This window comes from Halomonas faecis (genome assembly GCF_010993975.1).
Classification (GTDB): domain Bacteria; phylum Pseudomonadota; class Gammaproteobacteria; order Pseudomonadales; family Halomonadaceae; genus Halomonas; species Halomonas faecis.
The window spans coordinates 43,192-67,593 of the sequence record NZ_JAACZO010000010.1 but is presented as its reverse complement, the minus strand read 5'-3'; the positions used below and the strand labels follow the sequence as shown (position 1 = coordinate 67,593).

The 24,402-nt window shown below is 65.8% G+C and carries 23 protein-coding genes; 11 read left to right on the top strand and 12 right to left on the bottom strand.

Annotated features, from left to right (window positions below; all coding sequences use genetic code 11):
* Positions 1 to 144: 144 nt before the first annotated feature.
* A complete protein-coding gene (locus tag GFD32_RS05545; protein WP_163575570.1) occupies positions 145 to 969 on the top strand; it encodes a helix-turn-helix transcriptional regulator in 825 nt (274 codons plus the stop codon).
* 430 nt (positions 970 to 1,399) lie between these two features.
* Positions 1,400 to 2,371, top strand: a complete 972-nt coding sequence (locus GFD32_RS05540) for a Bug family tripartite tricarboxylate transporter substrate binding protein (protein WP_240455554.1) — start codon at positions 1,400 to 1,402, stop codon at positions 2,369 to 2,371.
* A gap of 399 nt (positions 2,372 to 2,770) precedes the next feature.
* Here the strand turns inward: GFD32_RS05540 and GFD32_RS05535 are convergent, their stop codons facing one another.
* Positions 2,771 to 4,270, bottom strand: a complete 1,500-nt coding sequence (locus tag GFD32_RS05535; protein WP_163575569.1) for an aldehyde dehydrogenase — start codon at positions 4,268 to 4,270, stop codon at positions 2,771 to 2,773.
* Positions 4,267 to 5,514 (bottom strand): M20 family metallo-hydrolase, encoded by a 1,248-nt coding sequence (locus GFD32_RS05530; protein WP_163575568.1) that lies wholly within the window; start codon positions 5,512 to 5,514, stop codon positions 4,267 to 4,269. Before GFD32_RS05530 ends, GFD32_RS05535 begins: the two co-directional genes overlap by 4 nt.
* A gap of 166 nt (positions 5,515 to 5,680) precedes the next feature.
* On the opposite strand from GFD32_RS05530, the gene GFD32_RS05525 reads away from it, so the two are divergent.
* Together GFD32_RS05525 and GFD32_RS05520 are read left to right on the top strand one after the other, a co-directional pair.
* Complete coding sequence (locus tag GFD32_RS05525; RefSeq protein WP_163575567.1) at positions 5,681 to 7,090, top strand: aminotransferase; 1,410 nt, start codon at positions 5,681 to 5,683, stop codon at positions 7,088 to 7,090.
* A gap of 87 nt (positions 7,091 to 7,177) precedes the next feature.
* Complete coding sequence (locus tag GFD32_RS05520; protein ID WP_163575566.1) at positions 7,178 to 8,635, top strand: Na+/H+ antiporter NhaC family protein; 1,458 nt, start codon at positions 7,178 to 7,180, stop codon at positions 8,633 to 8,635.
* A gap of 14 nt (positions 8,636 to 8,649) precedes the next feature.
* Here the strand turns inward: GFD32_RS05520 and GFD32_RS05515 are convergent, their stop codons facing one another.
* Positions 8,650 to 9,543, bottom strand: coding sequence for a LysR family transcriptional regulator (locus GFD32_RS05515; protein WP_163575565.1), 894 nt, complete (start codon positions 9,541 to 9,543; stop codon positions 8,650 to 8,652).
* 164 nt (positions 9,544 to 9,707) lie between these two features.
* On the opposite strand from GFD32_RS05515, the gene GFD32_RS05510 reads away from it, so the two are divergent.
* A complete protein-coding gene (locus GFD32_RS05510; protein WP_163575564.1) occupies positions 9,708 to 10,037 on the top strand; it encodes a hypothetical protein in 330 nt (109 codons plus the stop codon).
* A gap of 178 nt (positions 10,038 to 10,215) precedes the next feature.
* On the opposite strand, the gene GFD32_RS05505 is transcribed toward GFD32_RS05510, so the two are convergent.
* Positions 10,216 to 11,058 carry a helix-turn-helix domain-containing protein gene (locus tag GFD32_RS05505; protein WP_163575563.1) on the bottom strand — a complete coding sequence of 281 codons (843 nt, stop codon included), beginning with the start codon at positions 11,056 to 11,058 and terminating at the stop codon, positions 10,216 to 10,218.
* Positions 11,059 to 11,141: 83 nt separating this feature from the next.
* Here GFD32_RS05505 and GFD32_RS05500 point away from each other — a divergent pair, with 83 nt between their 5' ends.
* Entirely contained in the window at positions 11,142 to 11,600 is a 459-nt protein-coding gene (locus GFD32_RS05500; protein ID WP_163575562.1) for a carboxymuconolactone decarboxylase family protein, read from the top strand.
* 6 nt (positions 11,601 to 11,606) lie between these two features.
* On the opposite strand, the gene GFD32_RS05495 is transcribed toward GFD32_RS05500, so the two are convergent.
* From GFD32_RS05495 to GFD32_RS05485, 3 genes are all read right to left on the bottom strand, one after another.
* Positions 11,607 to 12,497, bottom strand: coding sequence for an arylamine N-acetyltransferase family protein (locus tag GFD32_RS05495; protein WP_163575561.1), 891 nt, complete (start codon positions 12,495 to 12,497; stop codon positions 11,607 to 11,609).
* 78 nt (positions 12,498 to 12,575) lie between these two features.
* The gene (locus GFD32_RS05490; protein WP_163575560.1) at positions 12,576 to 13,124 is read right to left on the bottom strand and encodes an NADPH-dependent FMN reductase; all 549 of its coding nucleotides are present in this window, start codon (positions 13,122 to 13,124) and stop codon (positions 12,576 to 12,578) included.
* 199 nt (positions 13,125 to 13,323) lie between these two features.
* Positions 13,324 to 13,812 carry a MarR family winged helix-turn-helix transcriptional regulator gene (locus tag GFD32_RS05485; protein ID WP_163575559.1) on the bottom strand — a complete coding sequence of 163 codons (489 nt, stop codon included), beginning with the start codon at positions 13,810 to 13,812 and terminating at the stop codon, positions 13,324 to 13,326.
* 81 nt (positions 13,813 to 13,893) lie between these two features.
* Here GFD32_RS05485 and GFD32_RS05480 point away from each other — a divergent pair, with 81 nt between their 5' ends.
* Positions 13,894 to 14,871: a DMT family transporter gene (locus GFD32_RS05480; RefSeq protein WP_240455553.1), complete on the top strand. Its 978-nt coding sequence runs from the start codon at positions 13,894 to 13,896 to the stop codon at positions 14,869 to 14,871.
* A complete protein-coding gene (locus GFD32_RS05475; protein WP_163575558.1) occupies positions 14,868 to 15,509 on the top strand; it encodes an NAD(P)H-dependent oxidoreductase in 642 nt (213 codons plus the stop codon). Before GFD32_RS05480 ends, GFD32_RS05475 begins: the two co-directional genes overlap by 4 nt.
* A 22-nt stretch (positions 15,510 to 15,531) precedes the next feature.
* Here GFD32_RS05475 and GFD32_RS05470 read toward each other — a convergent pair whose 3' ends face one another.
* Together GFD32_RS05470 and pdxR are read right to left on the bottom strand one after the other, a co-directional pair.
* On the bottom strand, positions 15,532 to 15,822 hold the full coding sequence (locus tag GFD32_RS05470) for a YrhK family protein (protein WP_163575557.1): 291 nt from the start codon (positions 15,820 to 15,822) through the stop codon (positions 15,532 to 15,534).
* 88 nt (positions 15,823 to 15,910) lie between these two features.
* Positions 15,911 to 17,437 (bottom strand): MocR-like pyridoxine biosynthesis transcription factor PdxR, encoded by a 1,527-nt coding sequence (gene pdxR / locus GFD32_RS05465; RefSeq protein ID WP_163575556.1) that lies wholly within the window; start codon positions 17,435 to 17,437, stop codon positions 15,911 to 15,913.
* 86 nt (positions 17,438 to 17,523) lie between these two features.
* On the opposite strand from pdxR, the gene GFD32_RS05460 reads away from it, so the two are divergent.
* Genes GFD32_RS05460 through GFD32_RS05450 form a run of 3 tightly spaced genes read left to right on the top strand, consistent with a single transcriptional unit; the run spans position 17,524 to position 19,376 of the window.
* Positions 17,524 to 17,997, top strand: a complete 474-nt coding sequence (locus tag GFD32_RS05460) for a GNAT family N-acetyltransferase (RefSeq protein WP_163575555.1) — start codon at positions 17,524 to 17,526, stop codon at positions 17,995 to 17,997.
* Positions 17,981 to 18,613: an FMN-binding negative transcriptional regulator gene (locus tag GFD32_RS05455; protein WP_163575554.1), complete on the top strand. Its 633-nt coding sequence runs from the start codon at positions 17,981 to 17,983 to the stop codon at positions 18,611 to 18,613. The genes GFD32_RS05460 and GFD32_RS05455 overlap by 17 nt, the downstream gene beginning before the upstream one ends.
* On the top strand, positions 18,603 to 19,376 hold the full coding sequence (locus GFD32_RS05450) for a GNAT family N-acetyltransferase (protein ID WP_163575553.1): 774 nt from the start codon (positions 18,603 to 18,605) through the stop codon (positions 19,374 to 19,376). The genes GFD32_RS05455 and GFD32_RS05450 overlap by 11 nt, the downstream gene beginning before the upstream one ends.
* Here the strand turns inward: GFD32_RS05450 and GFD32_RS05445 are convergent.
* The 3 genes from GFD32_RS05445 to GFD32_RS05435 form a co-directional block, all read right to left on the bottom strand.
* Positions 19,373 to 19,795, bottom strand: coding sequence for a Rid family hydrolase (locus GFD32_RS05445; protein WP_163575552.1), 423 nt, complete (start codon positions 19,793 to 19,795; stop codon positions 19,373 to 19,375). The two genes, GFD32_RS05450 and GFD32_RS05445, sit on opposite strands and share 4 nt — an antisense overlap.
* Before the next feature lie 46 nt (positions 19,796 to 19,841).
* Positions 19,842 to 23,009, bottom strand: a complete 3,168-nt coding sequence (locus tag GFD32_RS05440) for an efflux RND transporter permease subunit (RefSeq protein ID WP_163575551.1) — start codon at positions 23,007 to 23,009, stop codon at positions 19,842 to 19,844.
* Positions 23,010 to 23,113: 104 nt separating this feature from the next.
* Positions 23,114 to 24,313: an efflux RND transporter periplasmic adaptor subunit gene (locus tag GFD32_RS05435; protein ID WP_407081069.1), complete on the bottom strand. Its 1,200-nt coding sequence runs from the start codon at positions 24,311 to 24,313 to the stop codon at positions 23,114 to 23,116.
* Positions 24,314 to 24,402 lie beyond the last annotated feature (89 nt).

Below are 24,402 nucleotides of genomic sequence, written 5' to 3'. Positions count from 1 at the left end.
ATCGAGTACATCGAGATGGAGTACAACAGCTGCCGGCTCCACTCGACCCTGGGCTACCAGACGCCGAGGGAGATTGAACTGGCAGCTGCGGCTTGAAAATGTGTCCGCTCTGACTTGACCAGAACACGCTTCTGCGGACCCGACATGCCCTTCACCGATCTGCTTGTTCGTCCGGACAGTCTCGCTTGGCATCAGCAACTGGCGCGTCTACTGCGCGGTGCCGCGGGCACGGACTTTCCGAAGGCTCTCGAGTACTGTCTTCGCGACCTGGTGGAATACGACACCATACTGATCAACGCATATCGCGGACGCCGGCGACCGCTGCTGATTCACGACAATTACCCCGATGCCAAACGCGAACAAGGCATCGGCCGCTATCTCAGCGAAGCCTACCTGCTCGACCCTTTCTTCACCGCCATCGACGACGGCCTCGATCATGGTGCCCATCGTCTGAGCGAACTGGCGCCGGACCGCTTCGAATCGAGTGACTACTACCACCACTACTATCGCGCCCTGGGGCTACACGACGAAGTCGGGCTGTTCGTGCGAGTCGATCCGCAGGTGGTGGTCGCCGTCTCGCTTGGCTTCGGTGCCCACTCACCGCCACTGACTCGTCGCGGGCTACAGGCGCTGCGCCATCTGTCCCCGCTGGTCGAGGCTCTGTTCGAAGAGTATTGGAAGTGGCAAGGCGGGAAATTCCAGCACCACCTTGACGAGCGCGAGCCAGTGGAAGTGGCCTTCGCCAGCTTCGGTCGCGAGGTGCTTACCGCCCGGGAGCAGGAGATCGTACGACTGCTGCTGGCCGGCCACTCGACCAAGTCCGCAGCCCGTGAGCTGGGAATCAGCGACGGCACCGTCAAGGTCCATCGCAAACACATCTACCAGCGTCTGGAGGTTTCCAGCCAGTCGCAGCTGTTCCGGCTGTTTCTCGATCACGTGACGCTGGTGTCGCGTCAGCGCTCAGGCTAACGGCTGGCGCATACCCTAATAGGGATATATCGCTTGGTCTGCGAAACCTCATAGCATCTGGGGAGGCACCAAAAACAAAGGAGCCGAACATGCCGCCTAGCGAGGCAAAAGGCCCAGTCTCCCTCTATCGACCGCCCCCCAGGCTTCATATGCAACGTCGCCGAACGTAAGTCGGGGACAGGCTCGTTTCCGACGGATAGGAGACCTCCCCATGGCTCGACGAGCCACAAACTCCACGTCGGCGACAGTAACCGAACTCGCACACGAGCTAAGTGCTGACGGCATATGGCCGAGCGTAGAGGCTCTTCGCTCCTCGCCCAAGGTCGGCGTACTTTCTGTGTCCATCCATCGGGAGGGAAAAACCAGCACCTTTCTGCAACATGACGACGTAACAGTCACCTCGCCAACAATCCCAAGAAGGACTGACATCATGCGTTCGAAACTGACACTCACACTCGCTGCCTTTGGAATCACCGGCGCCATGGCATTGCCCAACAGCGCCCAGGCAGACTACCCAGAGCAGGACATTCGTCTGATCATCCCCTATGGGCCCGGTGGAGCAACGGATGTCATATTCCGCCTCATCTCACAAGAGGCCGAAAAGCACCTTGGGGTATCCATCGTCCCCGTCAACATGGCGGGAGCCGGAGCAACGATTGGTTCACGCAGCGTCAAGGAAGCCCCTCCCGACGGTTATACCCTGCTCGGCAGCCACGACACCATCGCATTGTCCAAACTAGCAGGGACGGTGGATTACTCCTACGATGCCTTCGAACCGGTGGCCTTACTGACACAGACTGTCGTGGTGCCTATAACTTATGCCGACCACCCGGTAGAGGATGCTTCCGATATGAAGGCGTACATCCGTGACAACCCAGGTCAAGTGCGATTTGGGATGACGCCTTCATCCGTTGACCACTTTTATTGGGCACGCCTCTTTGACGTCCTCGATATCGACATGGACAACGTACGCCTTATAGGTTACCAGGACACCGCGGAGCAAATATCCGCCTTGATGGCAGAGGAGATAGATTTCGTTAACGCCGACATGCCATCGAGCGCCTCTTTCCTCGAGGATGGAATCCTGAAGCCGCTAGGGGTATCCCACACGGAGCGCCTGGACAACTACGGAGATATACCGACTCTTCAAGAGTTGGGCATCGACTTCACGAGCGCAACCAACAGAGGCATTTTTGCGCCTAAAGATACGCCTCAGGAGATTTTGGATACCATTGCCGATGCCTATGCCAAGGCGATTGAAAACGAAGACATCAAGCGCCGTATCGAGAACGAATTCGGCTCGGTCGTTCACTTCTTGGCCGGTGACGAATATCGTGAATTTCTCGCCGAAAACGAAGCAGCACTCGCCGCTGCTGCAGAGAACATCGAATTCCAGAATTGAGTCGAAACCCAGCCCCGGCACGTGCCGGGGCTAGGTCTGGGCGATGGATCGACAGGCCGCCCGGCATGCACTCTGACCGACATATGGATCGTGGCTCGCAGCCTTCATTCCCCTCGACCTCACACGACGGCCTCAATGGCCTAGCGCCCACATCTGCCCCCATGTGAAGCGGCAGGACATGGGTCAACACCATCAGCGAATCGCATGGAATCTACCCCCTGGTGAATTGTGCGGGAGCTGCTTGCAGCTGATGCCGTCACGGGAGGGAATGAAGATCATCAGGCTGAGGATGCAACTCAAGAGACGTTGACCGGGTCGTGGCCGGCGCCCGAGGCATAGGGAGCCGGCAAGTCGAAGATTGTCTAGAGGATCGGCCGGAACTCGGTCGAAGGCAAGCAGTCAGGGCGTGAGCGACATCCACACGCTCTTGAGCTCGGAGTACTCCTCCAGGCTGTGATGCGACTTGTCGCGCCCGTTGCCCGACTGCTTGACCCCGCCGAAAGGCATGGTCTGGTCGCCCCCGGCCCAGTTGTTGACGAACACCTGTCCCGACTGCAGCCGCCGCGTCACGCGCATGATGCGGTCGATGTCCTGGCTCCACAGCCCAGCCGCCAGGCCGTAGTGCGTGTCGTTGGCCATGGCGATGGCTTCGTCTTCCGTGTCGAAGCCGAACACCGCCAGCACCGGGCCGAAGACCTCCTCGCGGCCGATGGTCATCTGCGGCGTCACGCCGTCGAACACCGTGGGTGGGATGAACAACCCCGGACCTTCCAGCGCCTGCCCGCCGCTGCGCAGTTGCGCGCCCTCTTCCACGCCCTGGCGGATGTAGTCGAGAATCCGCCGGTGCTGGGCCTCGTCGACGATGGCGCCCATGAAGCTCGCAGGGTCCAGCGGATCGCCGGGCTGCATGCTCTCGGCGGCCTTGAGCACCCGCTCGACGAAGTCGTCGCGGATCGAATTCTCCACCAGCAGCCGGGAGCCGGCGATGCACACCTCGCCCTGGTTGTGGAAGATGGCCGCGGCGGCATGCTCGGCCACCCGGTCGAGGTCCTGGCAGTCGGCAAAGACCAGGTTGGGGCTCTTGCCGCCACACTCGAGATAGACGCGCTTGAGGTTGGACTGCCCGGCATACTGCATCAGTTGCTTGCCCACCGCGGTGGAGCCGGTGAAGGCCAGGCAGTCGACCTCCATCGAGAGCGCCAGGGCCTTGCCCACGGTGTGGCCGAAGCCCGGCAGCACCTGGAAGACGCCCTTGGGGAAACCGGCCTCCCGGGTCAGTTGAGCCAGGCGCAGCGCCGAGAGCGGCGACTTCTCCGAGGGTTTGAGGATGACGCTATTGCCGGCGGCCAGCGCCGGGGCGATCTTCCAGGCGGTCATCATCAGCGGGAAGTTCCACGGCACGATGGCCGCCACCACGCCGATGGGTTCGCGCAGCACCAGCGCCAGGCTATCCTCACCGGTGGGCGCCACCTCGCCGTAGAGCTTGTCGATGCACTCGGCCTGGTAGCGAATGCAAGCAATGGCACCGTTCATGTCGCCGAGCGAACTGGAGATGGGCTTGCCCATGTCGAGGGTGTCGAGCAGTGCCAGCTCGTGCTTGTTGGCCTCCATCAGGTCGGCCAGGCGCTGCAGGATCCTCTTGCGCTTGGCCGGCGCCAGGCGCGACCACTCGCCGCCGGCGAAGGCCTGGCGCGCCGCCGCCACGGCGCGCTCGGCGTCGGGCTCGTCGCAGCTCGCCACCTGGGCCAGGATCTCGCCGGTGGCCGGGTTGCGCGACTCGAAGGTATCGCCGCTGTCGGCAGCGACGAAGGCGTCGTCGATGAAGGCACGGGCCTCGAAGCCGAGTGACTCGGCCAGGGCGTGCCAATCGTCGCGGGTTCTGGGAATCTCAATGCTCATTGCACACCTCCTTGACGGTTGGCGCGTTCCAGCAGGGCATCGCAGAGCACCTGGGCGCCCAGGGCACAGTGCTCCGGCGTGGCGTACTCGGCCTCGTTGTGGCTGATGCCGTCGCGGCAGGGAATGAAGACCATCGAGGTCGGCGCCACCCGCGACACGTACACCGCATCATGGCCGGCACCGCTCATCATCCGTCGGTATGGCACTCCCTGAGCGCGAGCAGCGCGTTCGACAGCCTCGATACAGCCGGCGTCGAAGTTGACGACCGGCGACGCCCAGATCCGCTCGCTGGTCGCTGCCACGCCGAAGGCCTCGGCCGCGTCTGCCAGCTCCCGGTCGTAGCGGGCCTCCAGTGCATCCAACTCGTTTTCATCGACGTGGCGCAGGTCCAGAGTTAGACGCACCTCGCCAGGAATCACGTTGCGCGAGGGGCTGTCGATCTCCAGGCAGCCGAAGGTCACCTTGGTGGCGCCGCTGCCGTCGGTCATGGCCAGAGCCTGCAGGCGATCGATCAGGCGTGCCGCAGCGGCCAAGGCGTCGTGGCGATAACGCATCGGCGTAGGCCCGGCATGGGCCGACTGGCCCCGCAGGATGACGTCGAACCAGCGCATGCCCTGCACGCCGGTGACCACGCCGATGGCCTCTTGCTCCTCTTCCAGCACCGCCCCCTGCTCGATGTGCAACTCGAAGAAGGCGTCGAGTCGCGGCTCGCCCACCGGCAGCTCGCCGGCGAAGCCGCAGGCGGCCAGCGCCTCGCCGAAGGAGACGCCGTCGCGATCCTCGCGTGCCAGGGTCGACTCGACGCTGAACTCGCCGGCATAGGTGCCGGAGGCCACCATGGCCGGGGCGAAACGGCTGCCCTCCTCGTTGGTCCACACCACCAGCTCCAGCGGGCGCTCGGTGACGATGCCCCGCTCATGCAGGGTGCGGAACACCTCGAGCCCCGCCAGCACACCCAGGACACCGTCGAAGCGACCGCCCTTGGGCTGGGTATCGAGATGGCTGCCAATGGCCACCGGTTCGAGGTCGTCGCGCCTACCAAGGCGACGGAAAAAAAGGTTGCCGACCCGATCGACCCTCAGCGTGCAGCCAAGCGCCTCGCACCACTCGATCAGCAGGCGCCGCCCGGCGGCATCCTCTTCGGTCAATGCCAGGCGACTATTGCCGCCGTTTTCGGTGGGGCCAATCTCGGCCATGGCCATCAAGCTCGCCCAGAGCCGCTGGCCGTCGATGGAAACGCTCATGCAGGTTGCCTCCCTTTGTCGTTATACCCCAACCCTAGGCCGACCCGTCGCGGAACCGATATACCCCAATCAGGATATGTTCCCCGTCTTCGCCCTCTCGCTAGTCTGAACCCGACCTCAACAGAGCACACTCCAACAACGACATCGGACACGCGAGGCCGAACTCATGACCACCGCTACCTCCACGCCCCCTCAGACCCTCGATGCCCAGTCGCTGTGGCAGAAGGACAAGGATCACTTCATCCACCCCTTCACCGACTTCAGCCTGTTCCACGACAAGGGCTGCGACCTGATTACCGACAGCGACGGCATCTACGTAGAGGATGCCTACGGCAACCGTTTCATCGACGGCATCGCCGGCCTGTGGTGCGTCAACGTGGGCCACGGCCGCGCCGAGATCGGCCAGGCCATGGCCGAGCAGGCCACGCGCATGGCCTACTTCTCCACCTTCAACAACCTTTCCAATGCCCCGGCGGCGGAGCTCGCCGCCAAGCTCGCCGAACTCGCCCCGACGAACCTCAACCACGTCTTCTTCAGCTGCGGCGGCTCGACGGCCAACGACGCCACCGTCCGCCTGGTGCACTACTACTTCAACCGCCTGGGCAAGCCGAACAAGAAGCGCATCCTGTCGCGCCACAACGCCTACCACGGCACCACCTACCTGGCGGCGAGCCTGACCGGCATCGAGAGCAACAACTGGGACTTCGATACCCTGGATCACCTGGTCACCCATCTGAGCGAGGCCAACCTCTATCGCCGGCCGCAGGGAATGAGCGAAGCGGAGTACTGCGACCATCTGGTGGCCGAACTGGAGGAAACCATCGAGCGCATCGGCGCCGAGAACATCGCCGCCTTCATCGCCGAGCCGATCATGGGCGCCGGCGGCGTACTGGTGGCGCCTCGAGGCTACCACGCCCGCATGCAGGCGGTGTGCCGCGCCCACGAGATCCTCTATATCGCCGACGAAGTGGTCACCGGCTTCGGCCGCCTGGGCCACGTCTTCGCCTCCGAGGCGGTGTTCGACACCCGGCCGGACATCATCAACTGTGCCAAGGGGCTGTCATCGGGCTATGCCCCGCTGGGGGCCACCCTGATCTCCGACGAGATCTACGCGGTGCTGGGCACGCCCCAGCGCAAGGGCGGTGTGCTGAGCACCGGCTTCACCTACTCCGGTCATCCGGTGAGCTGTGTCGCGGCGCTCAAGAACATCGAGATCATCGAGCGCGAGGGGATCTGCGCCAACGTACGCGAAGTCGGCCCCTACCTGGAGCGGCAGCTCGAGACGCTCTCGCATCATGACACCGTCGGCGACGTAAGGGGCAGCCACTTCATGCTGGCCATCGAGAACGTCGCCGACAAGACCAGCAAGGAACTGCTGCCGGTGGAGGCACGGGTCGGCGACCGGGTCGCCGCCGAGGCCCAGAAGCGCGGTCTGATCATTCGCCCGGTGGGCCACCTGAACATCATCTCGCCGCCGCTGATCTGGGATCGTGACGTGGTGGATCGGGTGGTTTCGATCCTCGACGAGGCCTTCGCCGCCACCACGGCATCGCTACGCAAGGACGGTTATCTGTAACCCGCCGGCAGCCGCCGCCTGTATGACTCGGCATTTCCCAGCGGCGACTGCCGATGATGCAATGCACAACAACAAAGGTGAACAACCATGTCACACTCTACTTCAGGCCCAACGGTCCATCCCCAACGCTTCGGCAGCGCCACCAAGGGTGGCCTGTTGTTTCTCGGTGTCGTGTTGATTGCCAGCCTTAGCGGTTTCGTGCTGATCGACGGTGACGACTACGGCCTTTACAGTTTGCTGCCCACCACCGTCGTCATCAGCATGGCTCTGCTGACGCGCCGCACCCTGGAAGCCCTGCTGGCCGGTGCGTTGAGCGGTTTCATCATGCTGTCGCCGACCACCGCCGTACAAGACATGGCCGTAAGCAGCCTGGAGGTGATGCAGAACCCCACCATGGGCTGGATCATCCTGGTCTGCGGCCTGCTCGGCAGCCTGATCGGCCTGCTGCAGTTCGCCCGCGGCACGGAGGCGTTCAGTCGCGCCGCCGGACGCCACTGCACGACGCGCCGCAGTGCGCTGCTGGGCAGCGTCGGGCTCGGCGTGTTGATCTTCATCGATGACTACCTCAACGCCATGACCGTCTCGGCAGCGATGAAACGTCTGGCCGACAAGCTCAAAATATCGCGTTCGATGCTGGCCTATATCGTCGACTCCACCGCGGCCCCCATCTGCCTGATCATCCCCTTCTCGACCTGGGCGATCTATCTTTCGGGGTTGCTGGAAAGTCACGACGTCGCCGAAACCGGTCAGGGGTTCAGTTATTACCTCACGCTGATCCCCTACCTCTTCTATCCCTGGATGGCACTGATCGTAGTACTGCTGGTCGCGGCGGGCGTGATCCCGGCGCTGGGCAAGATGAAGCGCGCGGAACAGGGGGACGAAGAGCGCGTGCCCGAAAGCAACGAGGAGCAGAATCCCGAGCAGTTCACCCACCGCCCCGCGCGCTTGGTCAATTTTCTGCTGCCGATGGCCACTCTGATCTTCGCCACCTGGTGGTTCGAGATCGACGCGCTGATCGGCGTGGCGTTCGCTCTGCTGATGACCCTCGGTCTCTACGTGGCCCAGGACATGGCGCCCCTAAACCGTCTGTTCGACGAGATCATCCAGGGCCTGCAGTTCATGCTGGTACCGCTGGGTATCGTCTTCGCCGCCTTCATTCTGCAGGACGTCAACGAGCGGCTGAGCCTGGCCGAGACGCTGATCGACTGGGTCATGCCGGTAATGGCCGGCCAGTGGCTGCCGGCGATCACCTTCCTGATACTGGCCGGCATCGCCTTCGCCACCGGCTCGTTCTGGGGCATCTATGCCATCGCTTTTCCGATCGTGGTGCCGCTGGCGCTCTCTACCGACGCCTCGCTACCACTCACGCTCGGTGCCATGATCTCGGCAGGGGCCTTCGGCTCCCACGCTTGCTTCTTCGGTGACTCCACGGTGCTCAGTGCCCGCGGCTGCAGCGTGACGCCCCTGCAGCACGCCCTGACCCAGTTGCCCTACATCATGATTGCCGCGGCCATTAGCGTACTGCTGTTCATCGTGCTGGCTTGAGGAACCCCGCAATGCTAGCCGCGCAGGTCGCGGAAGGCCTCGACTACCCGCTCAGCCAGGACCTCGCCGGCCTGGCCCATGCCGCCCCGTTTCACCAGCTCCAGCTGATAATCGCCTGGGGGCGGCAGCAAATTCTTGTCGATACGCCGCAGCGGGGCACGGATCAGGCTGCGCGGGAAAGGCGACACGACGAGGTCGGCGAGCATCGCCGCCTCCTGCCCGGCGGAGTGCTCGCAGGTATAGGCGATACGGTAACCGATGCCAGCGCTGTCGAGGGCATCCAACGCCATTTTCCGCCAGGCACAGCCCTGGTGCGCCAGCGCCACCGGCAAGGGTGAACGCTGCACGGCCACTCCCCCATCACGGCCGACCCATACCAGCGGTTCGCTATGCACGATCTCGCCGCGTGGCGCTTGCCCCGGATTGCCCGCGGTGATCAGTATCAAGTCGAGCTCACCGGCATCCAGGCGCTGCAGCATATTGGCGCTACTGCCCACCACCACATCGACATGTACCGCTGGATGCGAGCGGGCGAACTGGGCCAACACCCCGGGCAGAATGCGCGTGCCGACATCGTCCGTGGTGCCGAAACTCACCCGCCCCTCCAGGGACGGCGCTAAAAACTGCGTCACCGCCTCTTCGTTGAGCCGCAACAACCGCCTCCCATAGCTCAAGAGCAACTCACCCTCCGGGGTGAGTCGCACTTGGCGTGCCTCGCGTACGAACAGCGTCTGGCCCAGGGTCTCTTCCAAACGCTTGATCTGCATGCTCAGGGCCGAAGGGGTGCGGAACACCTGCCGGGCGGCACGCGTGAAGCTGCCGCTTTCGGCAATGGCGACGAACATGCGAAGCACGTCGCTATCCAGTAGCGGCAGCGGCGCTCGTCCGCTGGATGGCATTTCGGTCATGACTACCCCGCTTTCAATAAAGCTTAATGGTAAATGTAGATCTTTTCGCTGGATTGATCAAAACGAGCGCGCCATGCTCTCTCCCAGAGGTCGCGACCCTCCACCCACGAATCAGCAGACTCCGGCAGCCGTCCACCCGGCGGCCGCCTGGATGGAGGTGCAAGATGAGCCAGTACGAACCGCTTCGCCGCTGCGTCGATGACCACGACGTGCCGCCGCCAAAGCCACCCAGGCTGGACCTCCACATGCCGGCCATGCCGCCGCTGGGGCTGATCCATGCCATCGATCACTGGTGGTGGGCCTACCGCCGCAGGCGTCAGTTCCGGCAACGCTTCTTGCCGCTGCTCGCCCATGACGACCACATCCTCGAGGACATGGGCCACCGCCGCGACGACATCCTGTGGGCCTCGCGCCTACCGCTCAAAGTGGATGCCCTGCGTGCCCTGGTGGAGCGGCGAGCCCAGGTGCGGGAATTCCCACCCCGCACTGGCTGAACGGCGGTGTCCACGCACCGCCTGGATATCGAGCCTGCTTGGCCTGACGCGGAATGCCAAGCAGGCTCATCTCATGCACGAGCGACCCCGGGGTCTGCACGAACACGATGCCCGAGCGCTCCATGCCTGACCCAGCCCGGCGCAGTCGATGGTAGAAACGACGGCTACCATACCCTGCCTACGGCTGCGCTTCGCGCCCGTACCGTCGTTGCACGTGCTCCCGGTATCCCCCCGGCGTCAGGCCGGTCACGGCCTTGAAGTCGTGGATGAAATGGGCCTGATCGTAGTAGCCGGCGGCATGAGCGGTGTCGGTCAAGGACACGTCCATCCCGCCCCGCTTGATCCGTTCGCGGCTGCAAGCGATGCGCATCAGGCGGGCGTAGCGTTTGGGCGATAACCCCACGTAGTGGCGGAACAGGCGCTCCAATCGACGCTGGCCGATCGGTAACTCCTTGGCCAGCGCCGCGATGCTGGACGGGCCCTCGCCCTCGAGGGAACGTTGACGCAACCACTCCAGCGAAGCCGGCAACACCGCCGGCAACGCCTCGGCATGACGCAACCGCTCCAGCAGGAAACGCTCCAGCATCGCGATGCGGCTGGCCAGGTCGGGCGCTTGCCACAGCCTTTCGTGCAATGCCTCCAACGCAAGGTGGCCCAACGCATCGCCGGGTATCGGCTCGGCTCCGGCCAGCTCGCTCAGCGGCTCACCGACGATCAGCGCTCCGCTCCCCGGCCGAAAGCGCACGCCGAGCAGATCGAGATCCCGGCCCACCCCTAACCGAGCCGTACGTAGCTTGGGGCCATCGATCCAGGCGGCCCACGATGCGACGCCATCGTCTCGACTCACGGGTCCGCCGAAGTTGAACAGTAGCCCCATGCCGCCATCGGGGTGCAACAGTTCCTGCGTGTCCGCTCCCGATGCATCGCAACCCTGGGCATACCAGAGGCACTGCACATGGGCACGCAGCGCAGGATCGGGAGCGAACTGCAGCAGGCGCAGGCCGGTCGGCGGGGCGATCACGGTCGCCGGTCGAAAATCTACAATGCCGCGCCCCGCGCCCAGGCTAGATTGGGATCCGTCATTCACCGTCAGGAGATCCTCCCATGCGCATGAACTACTTCTCCGCCAGTCCCGCCGGTATCGAGGCCATGCTCGAACTCCAGCGCCACGTCTCTCGCACCGGGGAAGAGGGCGAACTGGGCGAAGGCCTGCTGGGGCTGGTGTATACCCGCGTCTCGCAGATCAACGGCTGCGCCTACTGCATCGACATGCACACCAAGGATGCGCGCAAGGCCGGCGAAACCGAGCAGCGGCTGTACGCCCTGAACGCTTGGCGAGAAACGCCATTCTATACCCCCCGAGAGCGGGCCGCCCTGGCCTGGGCCGAGGCCAATACCCTGATTGCCGGCAACGGCATCGACGACGCCCTGTACGAGGCGACCCGCCAGCACTTCTCCGAGCAGGGGCTTGCCGACCTGACCCTGGCGATCTGCACCATCAACGCCTGGAACCGCCTGGCGATCAGTTTTGCCGCCGATGTCGGCAGCTACCGGCCCAAGTGACCGTCCTCAGGTTCCGAGTCGTTCGCCTGCGACCGACGCAGCGAGCGACTCGGCCCGACTCAGCAGGCGGGCCTCCTGCTCCGGATCGAGCGCCAGCCCGAAACGCTCTCGCAGCACCCCGGGAAGCTCGGCGGCCCGCAGCTCGCGACGTTCCGGCTCGGCCCCGGGGCGCTCCACCGTCAGTTCCAGGTCGGCGAGTCCCCAGCGTTCCTCCGCACCGTTGTGCTGGGCCACGATACGCCGCACGAAGGGCGAGTCCGGGTGATGGGAGACATGGTAGTTGTGGGTCTCGGCATCGGCACGGTAGTAAGACGTATCGCCGAACTGGTAGATATTGAACCAGCCATCGTGGCGCCGATGCCGCAGCAGCCAGAGCCCCACGGGGGAGCGCTCCAGGCGATACTCCCAACCGCCGTGGCGCACCTCGACGCTCTCCCCGACAGGCACCGGCTCACGCGGCCCCACATTGCCGACCCCGACATCGACCAGCCAATCGCGCCCATCGACGATCACCGCCAGCATCGTATGGTTCATGGCCGTGATCCGGCTGGCCTCTTCGCCCACCAGCATCCGCGCGCCTCGGGGCACCACTCGGAAGCCGAGTCGGTCCAGCACCGTGCCGAACAGGAGGTTCTGTTCGTGGCAGTAACCACCGCGCCGCCGCCGCACCAGCTTGTCCTGCAGACTCGCCAGATCCAGCCGGATCTCCCCGCCGATGGCGATCTCCAGGTTCTCGAAGGGAATCGCCTCGAGATGCGCACGCTGCAGTGCCCGCAGCGTTTCGAGGCTGGGGGTCAGCGACCCGCGGTAGTCGAGGCGTGCCAGATAGGCCTCTAGGTCGAGAGGCGAGGCCTCCCAGGTAGCCGATTCATGGAGCAAGGTTCCGGAAGCCTGCATGACGAAAACTCCTTTGCCGAGCGGCGCTGCCGCGTTGGAGAAGAGGGCCGAGCAACGCATCGGCGCCTCATCGACCGTTCAATCCAGCATCACTGCCTGGGCATAGTCCCGGGCGGCGCGCCCCTCGCGCAGGGTCTCGGCCCACCAGGCGAGCCGCGCCAGCAAGGTCTGCATGCCACGCTCGAAACGCTGTGCCTGCAGCGGCTGCCCCTGCTCGTCGAACTGCTCCCAGGCGTTGGGAAACATCACGCCGTCACGAATGCCCACGGCATGCAGCTCGGCAAAGACATCGCGCAGGTGCTCCACCGCCCGCACCCCGCCCGAGGCGCCACCGTAGGAGACGAAGGCCACCGGCTTGGCCTGCCACTCCGCCTTGTAGTCGTCGATCAGCGCCTTGAGCGCAGCGGGGTAGGAGTGGTTGTACTCGGGCGTGACCACGACGAAGGCGTCCGCCTCGTCGAGGCGCCCGGCGAATGCCGAGGCGGGCTCGGCGGCAGGATCGATCACCATCGGCGAAAACGCCTCCCGGCGCCGGATCTGGTCCACGACCCACGAGCCGACGGTATCGCAGAAACGTCCTTCCCTCGTGCTGCCATAGATCACGGCCACCTTGATCGTATCGCTCATTGCACTGTTCTCCCGTTCGCTGATTGAGTGCGATGAACGATACGACCTCAAGTTAAGTTGAGGTCAAAGGTCGCCGTGACAATGCGTCCGATAGGGCTCGGCTATCGGCATGACGAAAAACCGGCTCGATCGCTCGAGCACGAGCCGATTTCTCGTCACCAAGCCGACTACGAGGCCAGCCGCGGCCTCGCCCGTCGTGCTACTCCCCTTCCAGTCCATCCAGCAGCTTGCCGAGCAGCCGGTTCAGCGTCTCCTGCTCTTCGCGCGTCAGGGGCTCGAGCAGGCGCGCCTCATTCTCCACGTGCAGAGGAATCAAGCGGTCGATCAGCTCGCGACCTTGGACAGTGAGCGAAACCAGGGTGCCGCGGCGATCGTCGGGGTTGGGTGAGCGCTGAATCAGCCCGGCCCGCTCCAGACGGTCCAGCCGGTTGGTCATGCCCCCTGAGGAAAGCATCAACGCCTCGAACAGCTGCGTCGGCGTCAAGGCGTAGGGCTCGCCGGCACGGCGCAGGGTGGCCAGCACGTCGAATTCCCCTGCCTGCAAGCCATGCTGCTTGAAGAAGGCATCCAGCCGCCCCTTGGTAATCAGTTGACTCGTCTTCAGGTACCCGACCACCTCCATGGGCAGCAGATCGAGGTCGGGCAGCTCGCGCCGCCATTGGCCAACCGCCAGCTTCACTCGGTTCATTGTCATCTTTCCTTGCCAAGCTTTTATCTTAATACTAAGATACTCGACACAATGATACTTCCTGTCGAGCTAGGAGGATGAATGATGTCGAACGCAACACGAACGCGCAAGCGCTCGGACCGACGCGGACTCCACGCCCTGGGCTGCCTGCTGCTGGTCGGCACCTTCCTGGCGCTATCGATGGTGGTCGCCAAGCTGGCCGATGGCGCTGGAGCGCCGCGGCTGACCTTCCTGATGACGGCCATGGCCGGCGCTGGCTGCGTTCTGCTCGGCATCGCCGTGGCCCGCCATCGGCCGCTGACCTTCGATCGCCGCACGCTGGAGTACGCCATCGTGGCCGGAGTCCTGTTCGCCCTGCCCAACGCCATGGCCTTCCTCGCAGTACGCCACGTCGGGGCGGGGTTCATCTCGCTGAGCTTCGCCTTCCCGATCCTGATCACCTGGGGGCTGGCGGTTCTGCTGGGACTGGAGCGTCTGAGGCCGTCGCGCCTGCTCGGCGTGCTGCTGGGACTCTCCGGCGGCCTGGTGCTGGCTACCGCCAAGGCCGGCGGCATCGACGGTTCACCGGGCTGGGCCTTGCTGGTGCTGGCCATGCCGCTGGTGCTCGCACTGGGCAACATCTACCGCACGCTGCGCTGGCCCGAAGGCAGCTCACCGGTCTTCCTGGCGGCATCGATGATGTTCGGCGGCGCCGTGACGCTGCTGCCCTTCGCGCTGTCGCTCGAACCCGGCCAGCTCCCGGCGCTGCTCGCCACCGGAACCGTCGTGCGGCTGCTGCTGGTGGAGGTCGCCGTGTTCGCCGTGCTCTACCTCTTCTTCTTCGTACTGCAACGACTCGCCGGCCCCGTTTACCTGAGTCAGATCGGTTCGGTGGCGGCCGTGGTCGGCACCCTGATCGCGATCTTCGCCCTCGGCGAGGCTCCGCCGCCCAACCTGGGCCTGGCCGCGCTGCTGGTGGCCGGCGGTACCTTGCTATTCCAGCGCGGCGCCCGCGCCGCGTCCACCACGAGCGGTACGCAAACCGCCACATTCTCCCCCGACCTCAAGGAGTCATCATGACACTCATCGAAGCCCTCAACTGGCGCTACGCCACCAAACGCATGACCGGAGCCCAGGTTCCCGCAGAACGGGTGGAACGGATCCTGGAGGCGGTTCGCCTGGCGCCTTCCTCCTACGGGCTGCAGCCCTATTCCGTGCTGGTGATCGAAGATCCGGCACTGCGCGAGCGTATCGGCCCGGTGGCCTTCGACCAGCCGCAGATCGTCCAGTCATCGCACCTGCTGGTCTTCGCCGCCTGGGATCCCGTCGAGGCTCGCCACGTCGACGAACTGACCCAGTTGATTGCCGAGACACGAGGGATCGAAGCCTCGGAGCTGGAAGCCTATGGCGCCACCATCAAGGGCACTCTAGACGGCTTCGCCACGCCCCACGAACGCTTCCAGTGGGCGGCCCGTCAGGCCTACCTGGCTCTGGGCACGGCGCTGGCCTCGGCGGCAGTGGAACGCGTGGATGCCTCGCCCATGGAAGGCTTCGACCCGGCGGCGCTGGACCGCCTGCTCGACCTCGAAGCTCAGGGCCTGCGCAGCGTCGCGCTCCTCGCTTTGGGCTACCGCGACACCGAGGCCGACCGGCATGCGGGACTCGCCAAGGTGCGCTGGCCCCGGGAGCGGCTGTTCATCCATGTGCCCGAGGCCTGAGCGTCATCGCCGCGCCATGCCCTCATTTTTGCCATTCGCTGGGCGGTATGCGCTGCAAGTGCAGATGGCTCGCCAGCCGGATGCTGGGGCGGATCAGGAACTGGAAGCTTCCCAGGATGAACATCCACACCGCCAGCGTCTCCTGACTGGGATACAGGAAGAGCACGCTTCCTACCAGGAACCAGATAGCGATGCAGAAGTCGTTGGCGATGCTCAACGTCTCGTAGCGACGGCGAATCACCAGTTCCTCGTGCCCCAGGCGCAGGGTCAGGGGATCATCGAGGTGAGTGCGGGAGGAAGAGGAGGTCGTCATTGGTTCTCCTTGCGGCTGCGGCGTGGGAATCGCTTCAGCGTACCACCCGCCTGGGCGATGGCGTACGGCTCGCCGGGGCGCCTAGCACTCATCGCGGTGGCGACGCCGCGCCCGCCTCGTTCAGCGACAGCCACTCCTGCGCCAGCCAGCGCCCGGCCTGGAGAATCTCGCCGTCGCGGGCGCCGGCATAGCCCAACACCAGCCCCGGGCGTCCCGGCGGCGTCAGGCAATAGCCGGAGAGCGGCGACAAGGAGATGCCGATAGCCGCTCCGCGAGCCACCAGCGCGCGCTCGGTCTCCAGGCTGTCGAGCCAGGCCACCAGGTGCATGCCGGCCTGTCCCTCCGACAGAACGAGGCCCTGCGCCACGGCCGGCGTCAACGCCCGGCGCAACAGCGCCTGCCGCTGCCGGTAGCAGTCGCGCATGCGCCGCACGTGCCGCGAGAAGTGGCCGGCCGCGATGAACTCGGCCAACGCCGCTTGCACGGCGTACTGCCCCTCGCGATGCAAGCGCGCATTGGCTCGCCGGAACGGCTCGACCAGGGCGTCGGGCAACACCAGATAACCGAGCCTCAGCCCCGGATAGAGTACCTTGCTGAGGGTGCCCACATAGATCACCCGCGCCGACTCGGTCAGCCCCTGGAGGGCGGCGATGGGTCGCTGGCCATAGCGGAATTCGCTGTCGTAGTCGTCCTCGACGACCCAGGCACCGCGCGCCTCGGCCGCCTCGAGCAGTGCCAGGCGCCGCGAGAGCCCCATGGTCACGCCACTGGGATACTGATGAGACGGCGTCACATAGATCAGCCGGGGCGCGGCATGCCCGGCGGGGACGCGTTCGATATCCATGCCCTCGCCATCCACCGGAACCGGCACCATTTCCAGCCCGGAGGCATCGAAGCAGGCCTGGGCACCGCCATAGCCGGGCTCTTCCATCCACACCACGTCGCCCGCGTCGCCGAGCATTCGTGCGATCAGCTCGAAGCCCTGCTGGGCGCCCTGCACCACGAGCACCTGCTCCGGGCGACAACGCACCGAGCGCGACAGCCGCAGGTAGTCGCACAGCACTTCGCGCAGCGCCGTCACGCCGCCCTGGGTGCGGTAATCCAGCCACGCCTCGGGGGCATCCCGCTGATGACGCTTGAGCAATCGCTGCCAGAGTTCGCGGGGCAAACGGTCGAGAGCCGGCACGCCCGGCGCAAAGGCACCACGATGTCCGCCTGACGGGGCACAGAACCTCAGCAGCCGTTCGCCCCGGGACGACAGCGACGCCTCCGGAAACGGATCCGGCGCCTCACGCGACCCTTCCTCGAATACCGACTCGACACGACCGAACGGCAGGTCGGCGACGAAGGTACCGGCGCCGGGGCGGGTCTCCAGGAAACCCTCGGCGACCAGCTGATCGATGGCCTCCAGCACCGTATTGCGCCCCACTCCCAGGTCACTGGCCAGCCGCCGCGACGGCGGCAGCCGACTGCCGCTGGCCAGGCGTCCCGACTGGACCCAGGTCCGCAGCGCCCGATATAGACGGCGAACCAGGGTGTGTGACGACGGCTGACTCAGCTCGATGCCCAAGGCCTCGCTGACCCAATCGGCGTGCACGGCGACGACCGGTTCCATGACTTCCCTCATGATTGGCCCTTACCAGGGAACCACTATGTCGCCAAACTCGAGTGGTGTCACTCCCCATGAAAAGGAGCTCCCCCATGATCATCCGTCCTGCCCGGCTCGCCGATGTCGCGACCCTAGGTGCCCTGCTCGATGACTATCGGGTCTTCTACGGCCAGCCCAGCGATCCGGACGCCGCCCGCCGCTTCGTCGCCAAGCGCCTGGGGCTGGGCGATGCCCACCTGCTGGTGTCCTGCGATGACGAGGGCGTGCCACAGGCTTTCGTGCAGCTCTATCCACTGTTCAGCACGGTGCGCCTGGCCCCGCTCTGGCGGCTCAACGACCTCTTCGTGGCCCCCCGGGCCCGCCGCCAAGGCATCGGGCGTGCCCTGATGAACGCCGCCCGCGACCTGGCCCTGGCCCATGGTGTCCGCCAGATGGCCCTAGCCACCCAGGCCGACAACCACGCCGCCCAGGCGCTCTATGACGCCCTCGGCTGGCAACGTGACCGGGAGTTTTACCACTACGCCCTGCGTCTCGGCGGAGAAAGTCCCCATGTACCGACCCTCTGATACCCGCATGTCCCTGACGCAGGCCCAAGCGCTGATCGATGCCCATGGCTTCGCCATGCTCGTGGACGGCAGCCTGCGGGCCAGCCATCTCCCGCTGGTGCTGGAGCGCGGCGAAGGCGAACTGGGCACCCTCTACGGCCATTTCGCCCGCGCCAACCCCCACTGGCACGAGCTGGATGGACAGCGAGTGCTGGCCATCTTCCAGGGCCCACATGCCTATGTCTCCCCCCGCTGGTACGCCACCCGGCCGGCGGTACCGACCTGGAACTACGTGGCCGTGCATGCCAGCGGCGTCGTCGAGCGGCTCGACGACGCCGCCACCCTGGCGTCACTCGATGCACTGGTGGCCCAGTACGAACCCGACCTGCTCGATGACGAGGAAATCCTCGGCGAAGCGTATCGCCGGCGGCTGCTCGCGGGAACGGTCGGCTTCCGGATCCGCCTGGACGATCTCCAGGGCAAGGCCAAGCTGGGGCTGAACCGCTCGCGGGAAGACCAGGCCGGCATGCTGGCCGGGCTGCGCGCCAGCCCGGCCCCGCAGGCCCGGCAGCTCGGGAGCTATACCCAGCGCTATCTCAAGCACCGTCCGCAGGAGGCGAACGAGGATGACCGCTAGGCCCACCAACCCACCGCACGACACGACGAGCGCCTTTACCCGCTGGGGCCAACCCATCGGTGACCCCGTGCCGGGATGGGCAGGAGCGACGCCGCTCCCGGACGTGACCCTGGCCGGTCACCGGGTGCGCATCGACCCCCTGGATGCCGAGCGCCACGGCGACGGCCTGTATGCCGCCCTGGGCTTGCCGGGAAAAACGCCCCTCGACGGTCCCGAAGCCCGCTGGGCCTATCTGGGTGGCGTCCCCTATGCCGACCGGCCCGGGTTCGATGCCTGGCTGGCCTCTCGGGCGGCCAGCCACGACCCGCGCTTCCATGCCATCGTCGAACGGGCCAGTGGCCAGGCGCTGGGGCTCGCCGCCTACCTGAACATCGTGCCCGAGCACGGCAGTCTCGAGGTGGGCCACCTGCATTTCTCGCCGCACCTGCAGCGCACCCCGGCCGCCACCGAGGCCATGGTGCTGATGATGCGCCACGCCTTCGCCCTGGGTTACCGCCGTTACGAGTGGAAGTGCGATGCGCTCAATATGCCGTCGCGGCGAGCCGCCACGCGACTGGGCTTTCGCTTCGAGGGGATTTTCCGCCAGCACCGGGTGGTGGCCGGTCGCAATCGCGATACCGCCTGGTTCTCGATTCTCGACGGCGAATGGCCAACCCTGGAGGCGATCTTCGAGCGCTGGCTGTCGCCGGACAACTTCGATGCCCAAGGCAGTCAGCGTCTCTCGCTGTCGGCCCTGACCGCGCGACCGGCTGCGTCCGGCTAACCGGCGACCGGCTCCGGCAACACCGCTTCGGCCTCGATGGCAATCAACCATTCCGGTTCGGCGAGGCCATGCACGATCAGCCAGCTGGCCGCCGGCGGCGCCACAGGAAAGCGCTGCCGTAGCACCTCCACCACCACTGGCTGCTCGTAGCGAGCGAACTCGGCCAGGTAGAGGCGCAGCATCGCAACCCGGGAGAGATCGCCGCCAAGACTCGTCAGCAATCGTTCGAGGTTGTCGAGGGCGGCCTCGGTCTGCTCGGCCAGGTCGGGGCCGGCCAGCAGGGACTGGGCATCGACGCCCACCTGGCCGGAGATCAGCACCCGCTGGCCGCCCTGCACCATCACGGCCTGGCTGTAGCCATCGGCCAGGGTGTCGGGAAGATCGGCGGGATTGATCGGTTCGCGTCTGACTCTGCTCATCGCTGCATCCTTGTTGCGTCTATCGAATCGGCCGGAATCTCTCCGGTCAGGTCGGCAGGTTCTCCGCCACCCGTGCATCTCTTCGCGGGTCGCCACGGCTCACCAACTTGCGCAACGCCACGTAGAACACCGGCGTCAGGAACAGGCCGAACAGGGTCACGCCGAGCATGCCGGCGAACACTGCTGTGCCCAGCGCCTGGCGAACCTCGGCGCCGGCACCGCCGGCCAGCATCAGCGGCACCACCGCCGCGGTGAAGGTGATCGAGGTCATGACGATCGGGCGCAGGCGCAGGCGGCACGCCTCCAGCGCCGCCTCGACGATGCCGCGTCCCTGCATTTCCAGTTCGCGGGCGAACTCGACGATCAGGATGGCGTTCTTGCACGCCAGGCCGATCAGCACCACCAGGCCCACTTGGACGAAGATGTTGTTGTCGCCGCCAGTGAGCTTCACCCCGATCAGCGCCGAGAGCATGCACATCGGCACGATCAGGATCACCGCCAGCGGCAGCGTCCAGCTCTCGTAGAGCGCGGCGAGCGCCAGGAACACCAGCAGGATGGCGAGCGGGAACACCACCAGCGCCGCCCCGCCCTGGTTGACCTGCTGGTAGCTCAGGTCGGTCCACTCGAAGCTCATGCCGGCCGGCAGCACCGCCGGGGCGAGCCGCTCGACCACTTCGATGGCCTGGCTCGACGACAGCACCCGCGGATCGGCTTCGCCCATCAGGTCGGCCGCCGGGTAGCCGTTGTAGCGGATCACCGGATCGGGCCCGAAGGTGCGGTCGACGCGGATCATGCTGCCGATCGGCACCATCTCCCCATAGACGTTACGGGTGCGCAGGCGGTCGATGTTCTCCGCGTCCATGCGGTAGTCGCCGTCGGCCTGGGCCATCACCTGCCAGGTACGCCCGAAGCGGTTGAAGTCGTTGACGTAGACCGAGCCGAGATAGACCTGCAGGGTCTCGAACAGGTCGGTCAGCGCCACGCCCTGGGTCTTGGCCTTGACCCGGTCGACGTGGAGGTCGAGCTGGGGCACGTTGGACTGGTAGGAGGTGATCGGGTAGCCCATGCCCGGCGCCTGCATCAGCGCACCGCTGAAGCCGTCGACGGCCTGCTGCAGCTCGCCGTAGCCCAATCCAGCGCGGTCCTGGATGAACAGCGAGAAGCCCGATCCCGAGCCGATGCCGAGGATCGCCGGCGGGGTGAAGGCGAAGCTGAACGCCTCCTGCATGGCACCGAACTTGCCGTTGAGCTCGCCGACGACCTCGTCGGCGCTGCGCGCACGTACCTCGAACGGATCGAGGCCGAAGAACACCGTCCCGGTGTTGGGCGTATTGGTGAACTGCAGCGGGTTGAGCCCGGGGAAGGCCACCGCCGAACTCACGCCTTCGGTTTCCAACGCCAGGTCGGTCATGCGCCGGATCACCGCCTCGGTGCGGTCGAGCGAAGCGCCCTCGGGCAACTTGGCACCGCCGATCAGGTACATCTTGTCCTGGGTGGGAATGAAGCCGCCCGGCACCAGCTGGAACATCACCCCGGTACCGGCGAGCAGCAGCGCGTAGACGGCGAACACGGCGCCGCGCCGGCGCAAGCTGCGAGTCACGCCGCCCTGATACCCCCGCGAGCTGGCGGCGAAGAAGCGGTTGAAGGGCCGAAACAGCCAGCCGAACAGGAAGTCGATCAGGCGCGACAGGCGATCCTTCGGCGCATCGTGGGGTTTGAGCAGCATCGCCGCCAGCGCCGGCGACAGCGTCAGCGAGTTGATCGCCGAGATCACCGTGGAAATGGCGATGGTCACCGCGAACTGGCGGTAGAACTGGCCGGTGACGCCCTCGAGGAAGGCCATCGGCACGAACACCGCGCACAGCACCACCGAGATGGCGACGATCGGTCCGCTCACTTCGCGCATGGCCTGGTGGGCTGCCGCCAGCGGTGCGAGCCCTTCCTCGATGTTACGCTCGACGTTCTCCACCACCACGATGGCATCGTCGACCACGATGCCGATGGCCAGCACCAGCCCGAACAGGGTCAGGGTATTGATCGAGAAGCCCAACAGGTAGAGCACGGCGAAGGTACCGACGATCGACACCGGCACTGCCAGCAGCGGGATCACCGAGGCGCGCCAGGTCTGCAGGAACAGCGTGACCACCAGCACCACCAGCAGCACCGCCTCGAGTAGCGTCTTGATCACCGACTCGATCGAGTCGCGCACGAATACCGTGGGGTCGTAGACGATGGTGTGCTCCACGCCCTCGGGAAAGCGCTGGGAAAGCTCCTCCATTTTCTCGCGCACCGCATCGGAGAGCGCGATGGCGTTGGAGCCGGGCGCCTGGAAGATGCCGATGGCCACCGCCTGCTGGTTGTCGAGCAGCGAGCGCAGCGAGTACTCGGCGGCGCCGAGTTCGATGCGCGCCACGTCCGAGAGGTAGGTGATCTGCCCGTCGCTTCCCGCCTTGACCACGATGTCGCCGAACTCCTCCTCGGTGGTCAGACGCCCCTGGGCGTTGATCGAGATGAGGAAGTCCGACGTCGTGGGCGTCGGCGGCGCACCGAGCTGGCCGGCCGAGACCTGCACGTTCTGCTCGCGTATGGCGGCAATGATGTCACCCGCGGTGAGCCCGCGCGCGGCGGCCCGGTCGGGGTCGATCCACACCCGCATGGCGTAGTCGCCAGCGCCGAACAACATCGCCTGGCCCACCCCGGGCAGGCGCGCCAGTTCGTCGCGCACGTGCAGCGCCGCATAGTTGCGCAGGTAGGTGCTGTCGTAGCGACCGTCGGGCGAAATCAGCTGCGGCACCATGGTCAGATCCGGGGACTGCTTGTCGGTGGTCACTCCCTGGCGGCGCACCGCCTCGGGCAGCCGGGCCAGCGCTTGTGCGACACGATTCTGCACCTGGACCTGGGCCTCGTCCGGATCGGCGCCGGGGCGGAAGGTCAGCGTCATCGCCAGCACGCCGTCGGAGCCGGCCACCGACTTCATGTACATCAGGTCCTCGACCCCGGTGATCGCCTCCTCCAGTGGCGTGGCCACCGTCTCGGCGATCTCCTTGGGGTTGGCGCCGGGATAGACCGCCCGCACTTGCACGGTGGGCGGCACCACGTCGGGGTATTCGCTGACCGGCAGTAGCGGGATGGTGATCGCACCGGCAATGAAGATCAGGATCGACAGCACCGCGGCAAAGATCGGCCGGTCGACGAAGAACTTGGCAAAGTCCATGACAAGACTCCCTTTAGGCGCGGACGGTCCGGTCCGCGCCGACGATGTCGTTCAGGGGGTTATCGTTGGTTATGTCATCTCTAAGCGGTGGCGCCTCGGCACGCTCAGTGCATCACGGCCAGCTCGTTGTCGCCCTCGGCCTGACCGCGCATGTCGACGCTCTCCGCCGCCACCGGCATGCCCGTAAAGAAGATCCGTTGAGCGCCTTTCACGACCACCCGAGCACCGGGGTCGAGGCCGGCGGTGACGATACGCAGCCCGTCGGCCATACGCCCCAGTTGCACGTCGCGACGCATGGCGCGACCCTCATCGTCGACCACGTAGACGTACTTGCGGTCCTGATCGGTGAGCACCGCCTTGTCGTCGATCAGCAGGGAGCCCTCGGCATGCCCGGCCAGCAGCTGCACGCGGGCGTACATGCCGGGGGCGAAGCGCCCTTCGCTGTTGTCGAGCACGGCGCGAGTCAGGATGGTGCCGGCCTCGGCATCCAGATGGTTGTCGACGAAGTCGACCTCACCGCGGTAGGGGAAGCCGGAATCCGTCGCCAGCCCCACGCGCACCGGCATGCCGCCCTGGCGGAAACTGGAGCGTTCACCGCTGCGTGCCATGGCGTCGTAGTGCAGGTAGGCCTGCTCATCGCTGTGGAAGTGCACATGAACCCGATCCAGGGCAACGATTCGGGTCAGCGGGATGGCGTCGGACACCAGGTTGCCCGGCGTCACCAGGGCGCGCCCAGTACGCCCCGCAATCGGCGCGCGCACCTCGGTGAACGCCATGTCGAGTCGAGCCGTCTCGGCCCTGGCCTGGGCGGCGAGGATATCGGCTTCGGTCGTGGCTGCCGCCGCCCGACGCTGGCCCAGTTCCTCGCGGGAGATCGAGTGGCTCTGGGCCAGTGCCTCGGCCCTGGCGGCTTCGCTGCGCGCCAGCTCGGCGCCCGCACGGGTCCGCTGAAGCTCGGCCTCGGCGCGCTCGAGCTCGGCACGATAAGGGCGCGGATCGATGGTGAACAGCACATCGCCCTTCTCGACCTCCTGGCCTTCGGTGTAGTGGATGCTCTCGATGTAACCCGAGACGCGCGGGCGTAGGTCCACCGTTTCCACCGCCTCGATGCGGCCGGTGAAGGCATCCCACAGCTCGACGTTCTCGACCAGCACCTGGGCCACGCTGACCTCGGGCGGCGGACTTTGCTGAGCGCCCTCCTCCCGTTCATCATCCGCCAGGCTGTCACAACCCGTCACGACCAGGAGCCCGGCGACCATGGCGGTGACCATGAAGCCGCGTCGACTCCCTGTTTTCACGAACATCTTGTGGACGTTCATCGTTTCCCTCTCCCAAAAGACCCCATCGCCGTTTGCCGTATCGGTACGGCACCCGGCAGACATCGTTCTCGATT

Coding starts and splice junctions, on each gene's coding strand:
- GFD32_RS05545 (WP_163575570.1), top strand. CDS start 145: ATGCCCTTCACCGATCTGCTTGTTCGTCCGGACAGTCTCGCTTGGCAT.
- GFD32_RS05540 (WP_240455554.1), top strand. CDS start 1,400: ATGCGTTCGAAACTGACACTCACACTCGCTGCCTTTGGAATCACCGGC.
- GFD32_RS05535 (WP_163575569.1), bottom strand. CDS start 4,270: ATGAGCATTGAGATTCCCAGAACCCGCGACGATTGGCACGCCCTGGCC.
- GFD32_RS05530 (WP_163575568.1), bottom strand. CDS start 5,514: ATGAGCGTTTCCATCGACGGCCAGCGGCTCTGGGCGAGCTTGATGGCC.
- GFD32_RS05525 (WP_163575567.1), top strand. CDS start 5,681: ATGACCACCGCTACCTCCACGCCCCCTCAGACCCTCGATGCCCAGTCG.
- GFD32_RS05520 (WP_163575566.1), top strand. CDS start 7,178: ATGTCACACTCTACTTCAGGCCCAACGGTCCATCCCCAACGCTTCGGC.
- GFD32_RS05515 (WP_163575565.1), bottom strand. CDS start 9,543: ATGACCGAAATGCCATCCAGCGGACGAGCGCCGCTGCCGCTACTGGAT.
- GFD32_RS05510 (WP_163575564.1), top strand. CDS start 9,708: ATGAGCCAGTACGAACCGCTTCGCCGCTGCGTCGATGACCACGACGTG.
- GFD32_RS05500 (WP_163575562.1), top strand. CDS start 11,142: ATGCGCATGAACTACTTCTCCGCCAGTCCCGCCGGTATCGAGGCCATG.
- GFD32_RS05495 (WP_163575561.1), bottom strand. CDS start 12,497: ATGCAGGCTTCCGGAACCTTGCTCCATGAATCGGCTACCTGGGAGGCC.
- GFD32_RS05490 (WP_163575560.1), bottom strand. CDS start 13,124: ATGAGCGATACGATCAAGGTGGCCGTGATCTATGGCAGCACGAGGGAA.
- GFD32_RS05485 (WP_163575559.1), bottom strand. CDS start 13,812: ATGAACCGAGTGAAGCTGGCGGTTGGCCAATGGCGGCGCGAGCTGCCC.
- GFD32_RS05480 (WP_240455553.1), top strand. CDS start 13,894: ATGATGTCGAACGCAACACGAACGCGCAAGCGCTCGGACCGACGCGGA.
- GFD32_RS05475 (WP_163575558.1), top strand. CDS start 14,868: ATGACACTCATCGAAGCCCTCAACTGGCGCTACGCCACCAAACGCATG.
- GFD32_RS05470 (WP_163575557.1), bottom strand. CDS start 15,822: ATGACGACCTCCTCTTCCTCCCGCACTCACCTCGATGATCCCCTGACC.
- pdxR (WP_163575556.1), bottom strand. CDS start 17,437: ATGGAACCGGTCGTCGCCGTGCACGCCGATTGGGTCAGCGAGGCCTTG.
- GFD32_RS05460 (WP_163575555.1), top strand. CDS start 17,524: ATGATCATCCGTCCTGCCCGGCTCGCCGATGTCGCGACCCTAGGTGCC.
- GFD32_RS05455 (WP_163575554.1), top strand. CDS start 17,981: ATGTACCGACCCTCTGATACCCGCATGTCCCTGACGCAGGCCCAAGCG.
- GFD32_RS05450 (WP_163575553.1), top strand. CDS start 18,603: ATGACCGCTAGGCCCACCAACCCACCGCACGACACGACGAGCGCCTTT.
- GFD32_RS05445 (WP_163575552.1), bottom strand. CDS start 19,795: ATGAGCAGAGTCAGACGCGAACCGATCAATCCCGCCGATCTTCCCGAC.
- GFD32_RS05440 (WP_163575551.1), bottom strand. CDS start 23,009: ATGGACTTTGCCAAGTTCTTCGTCGACCGGCCGATCTTTGCCGCGGTG.
- GFD32_RS05435 (WP_407081069.1), bottom strand. CDS start 24,313: ATGTTCGTGAAAACAGGGAGTCGACGCGGCTTCATGGTCACCGCCATG.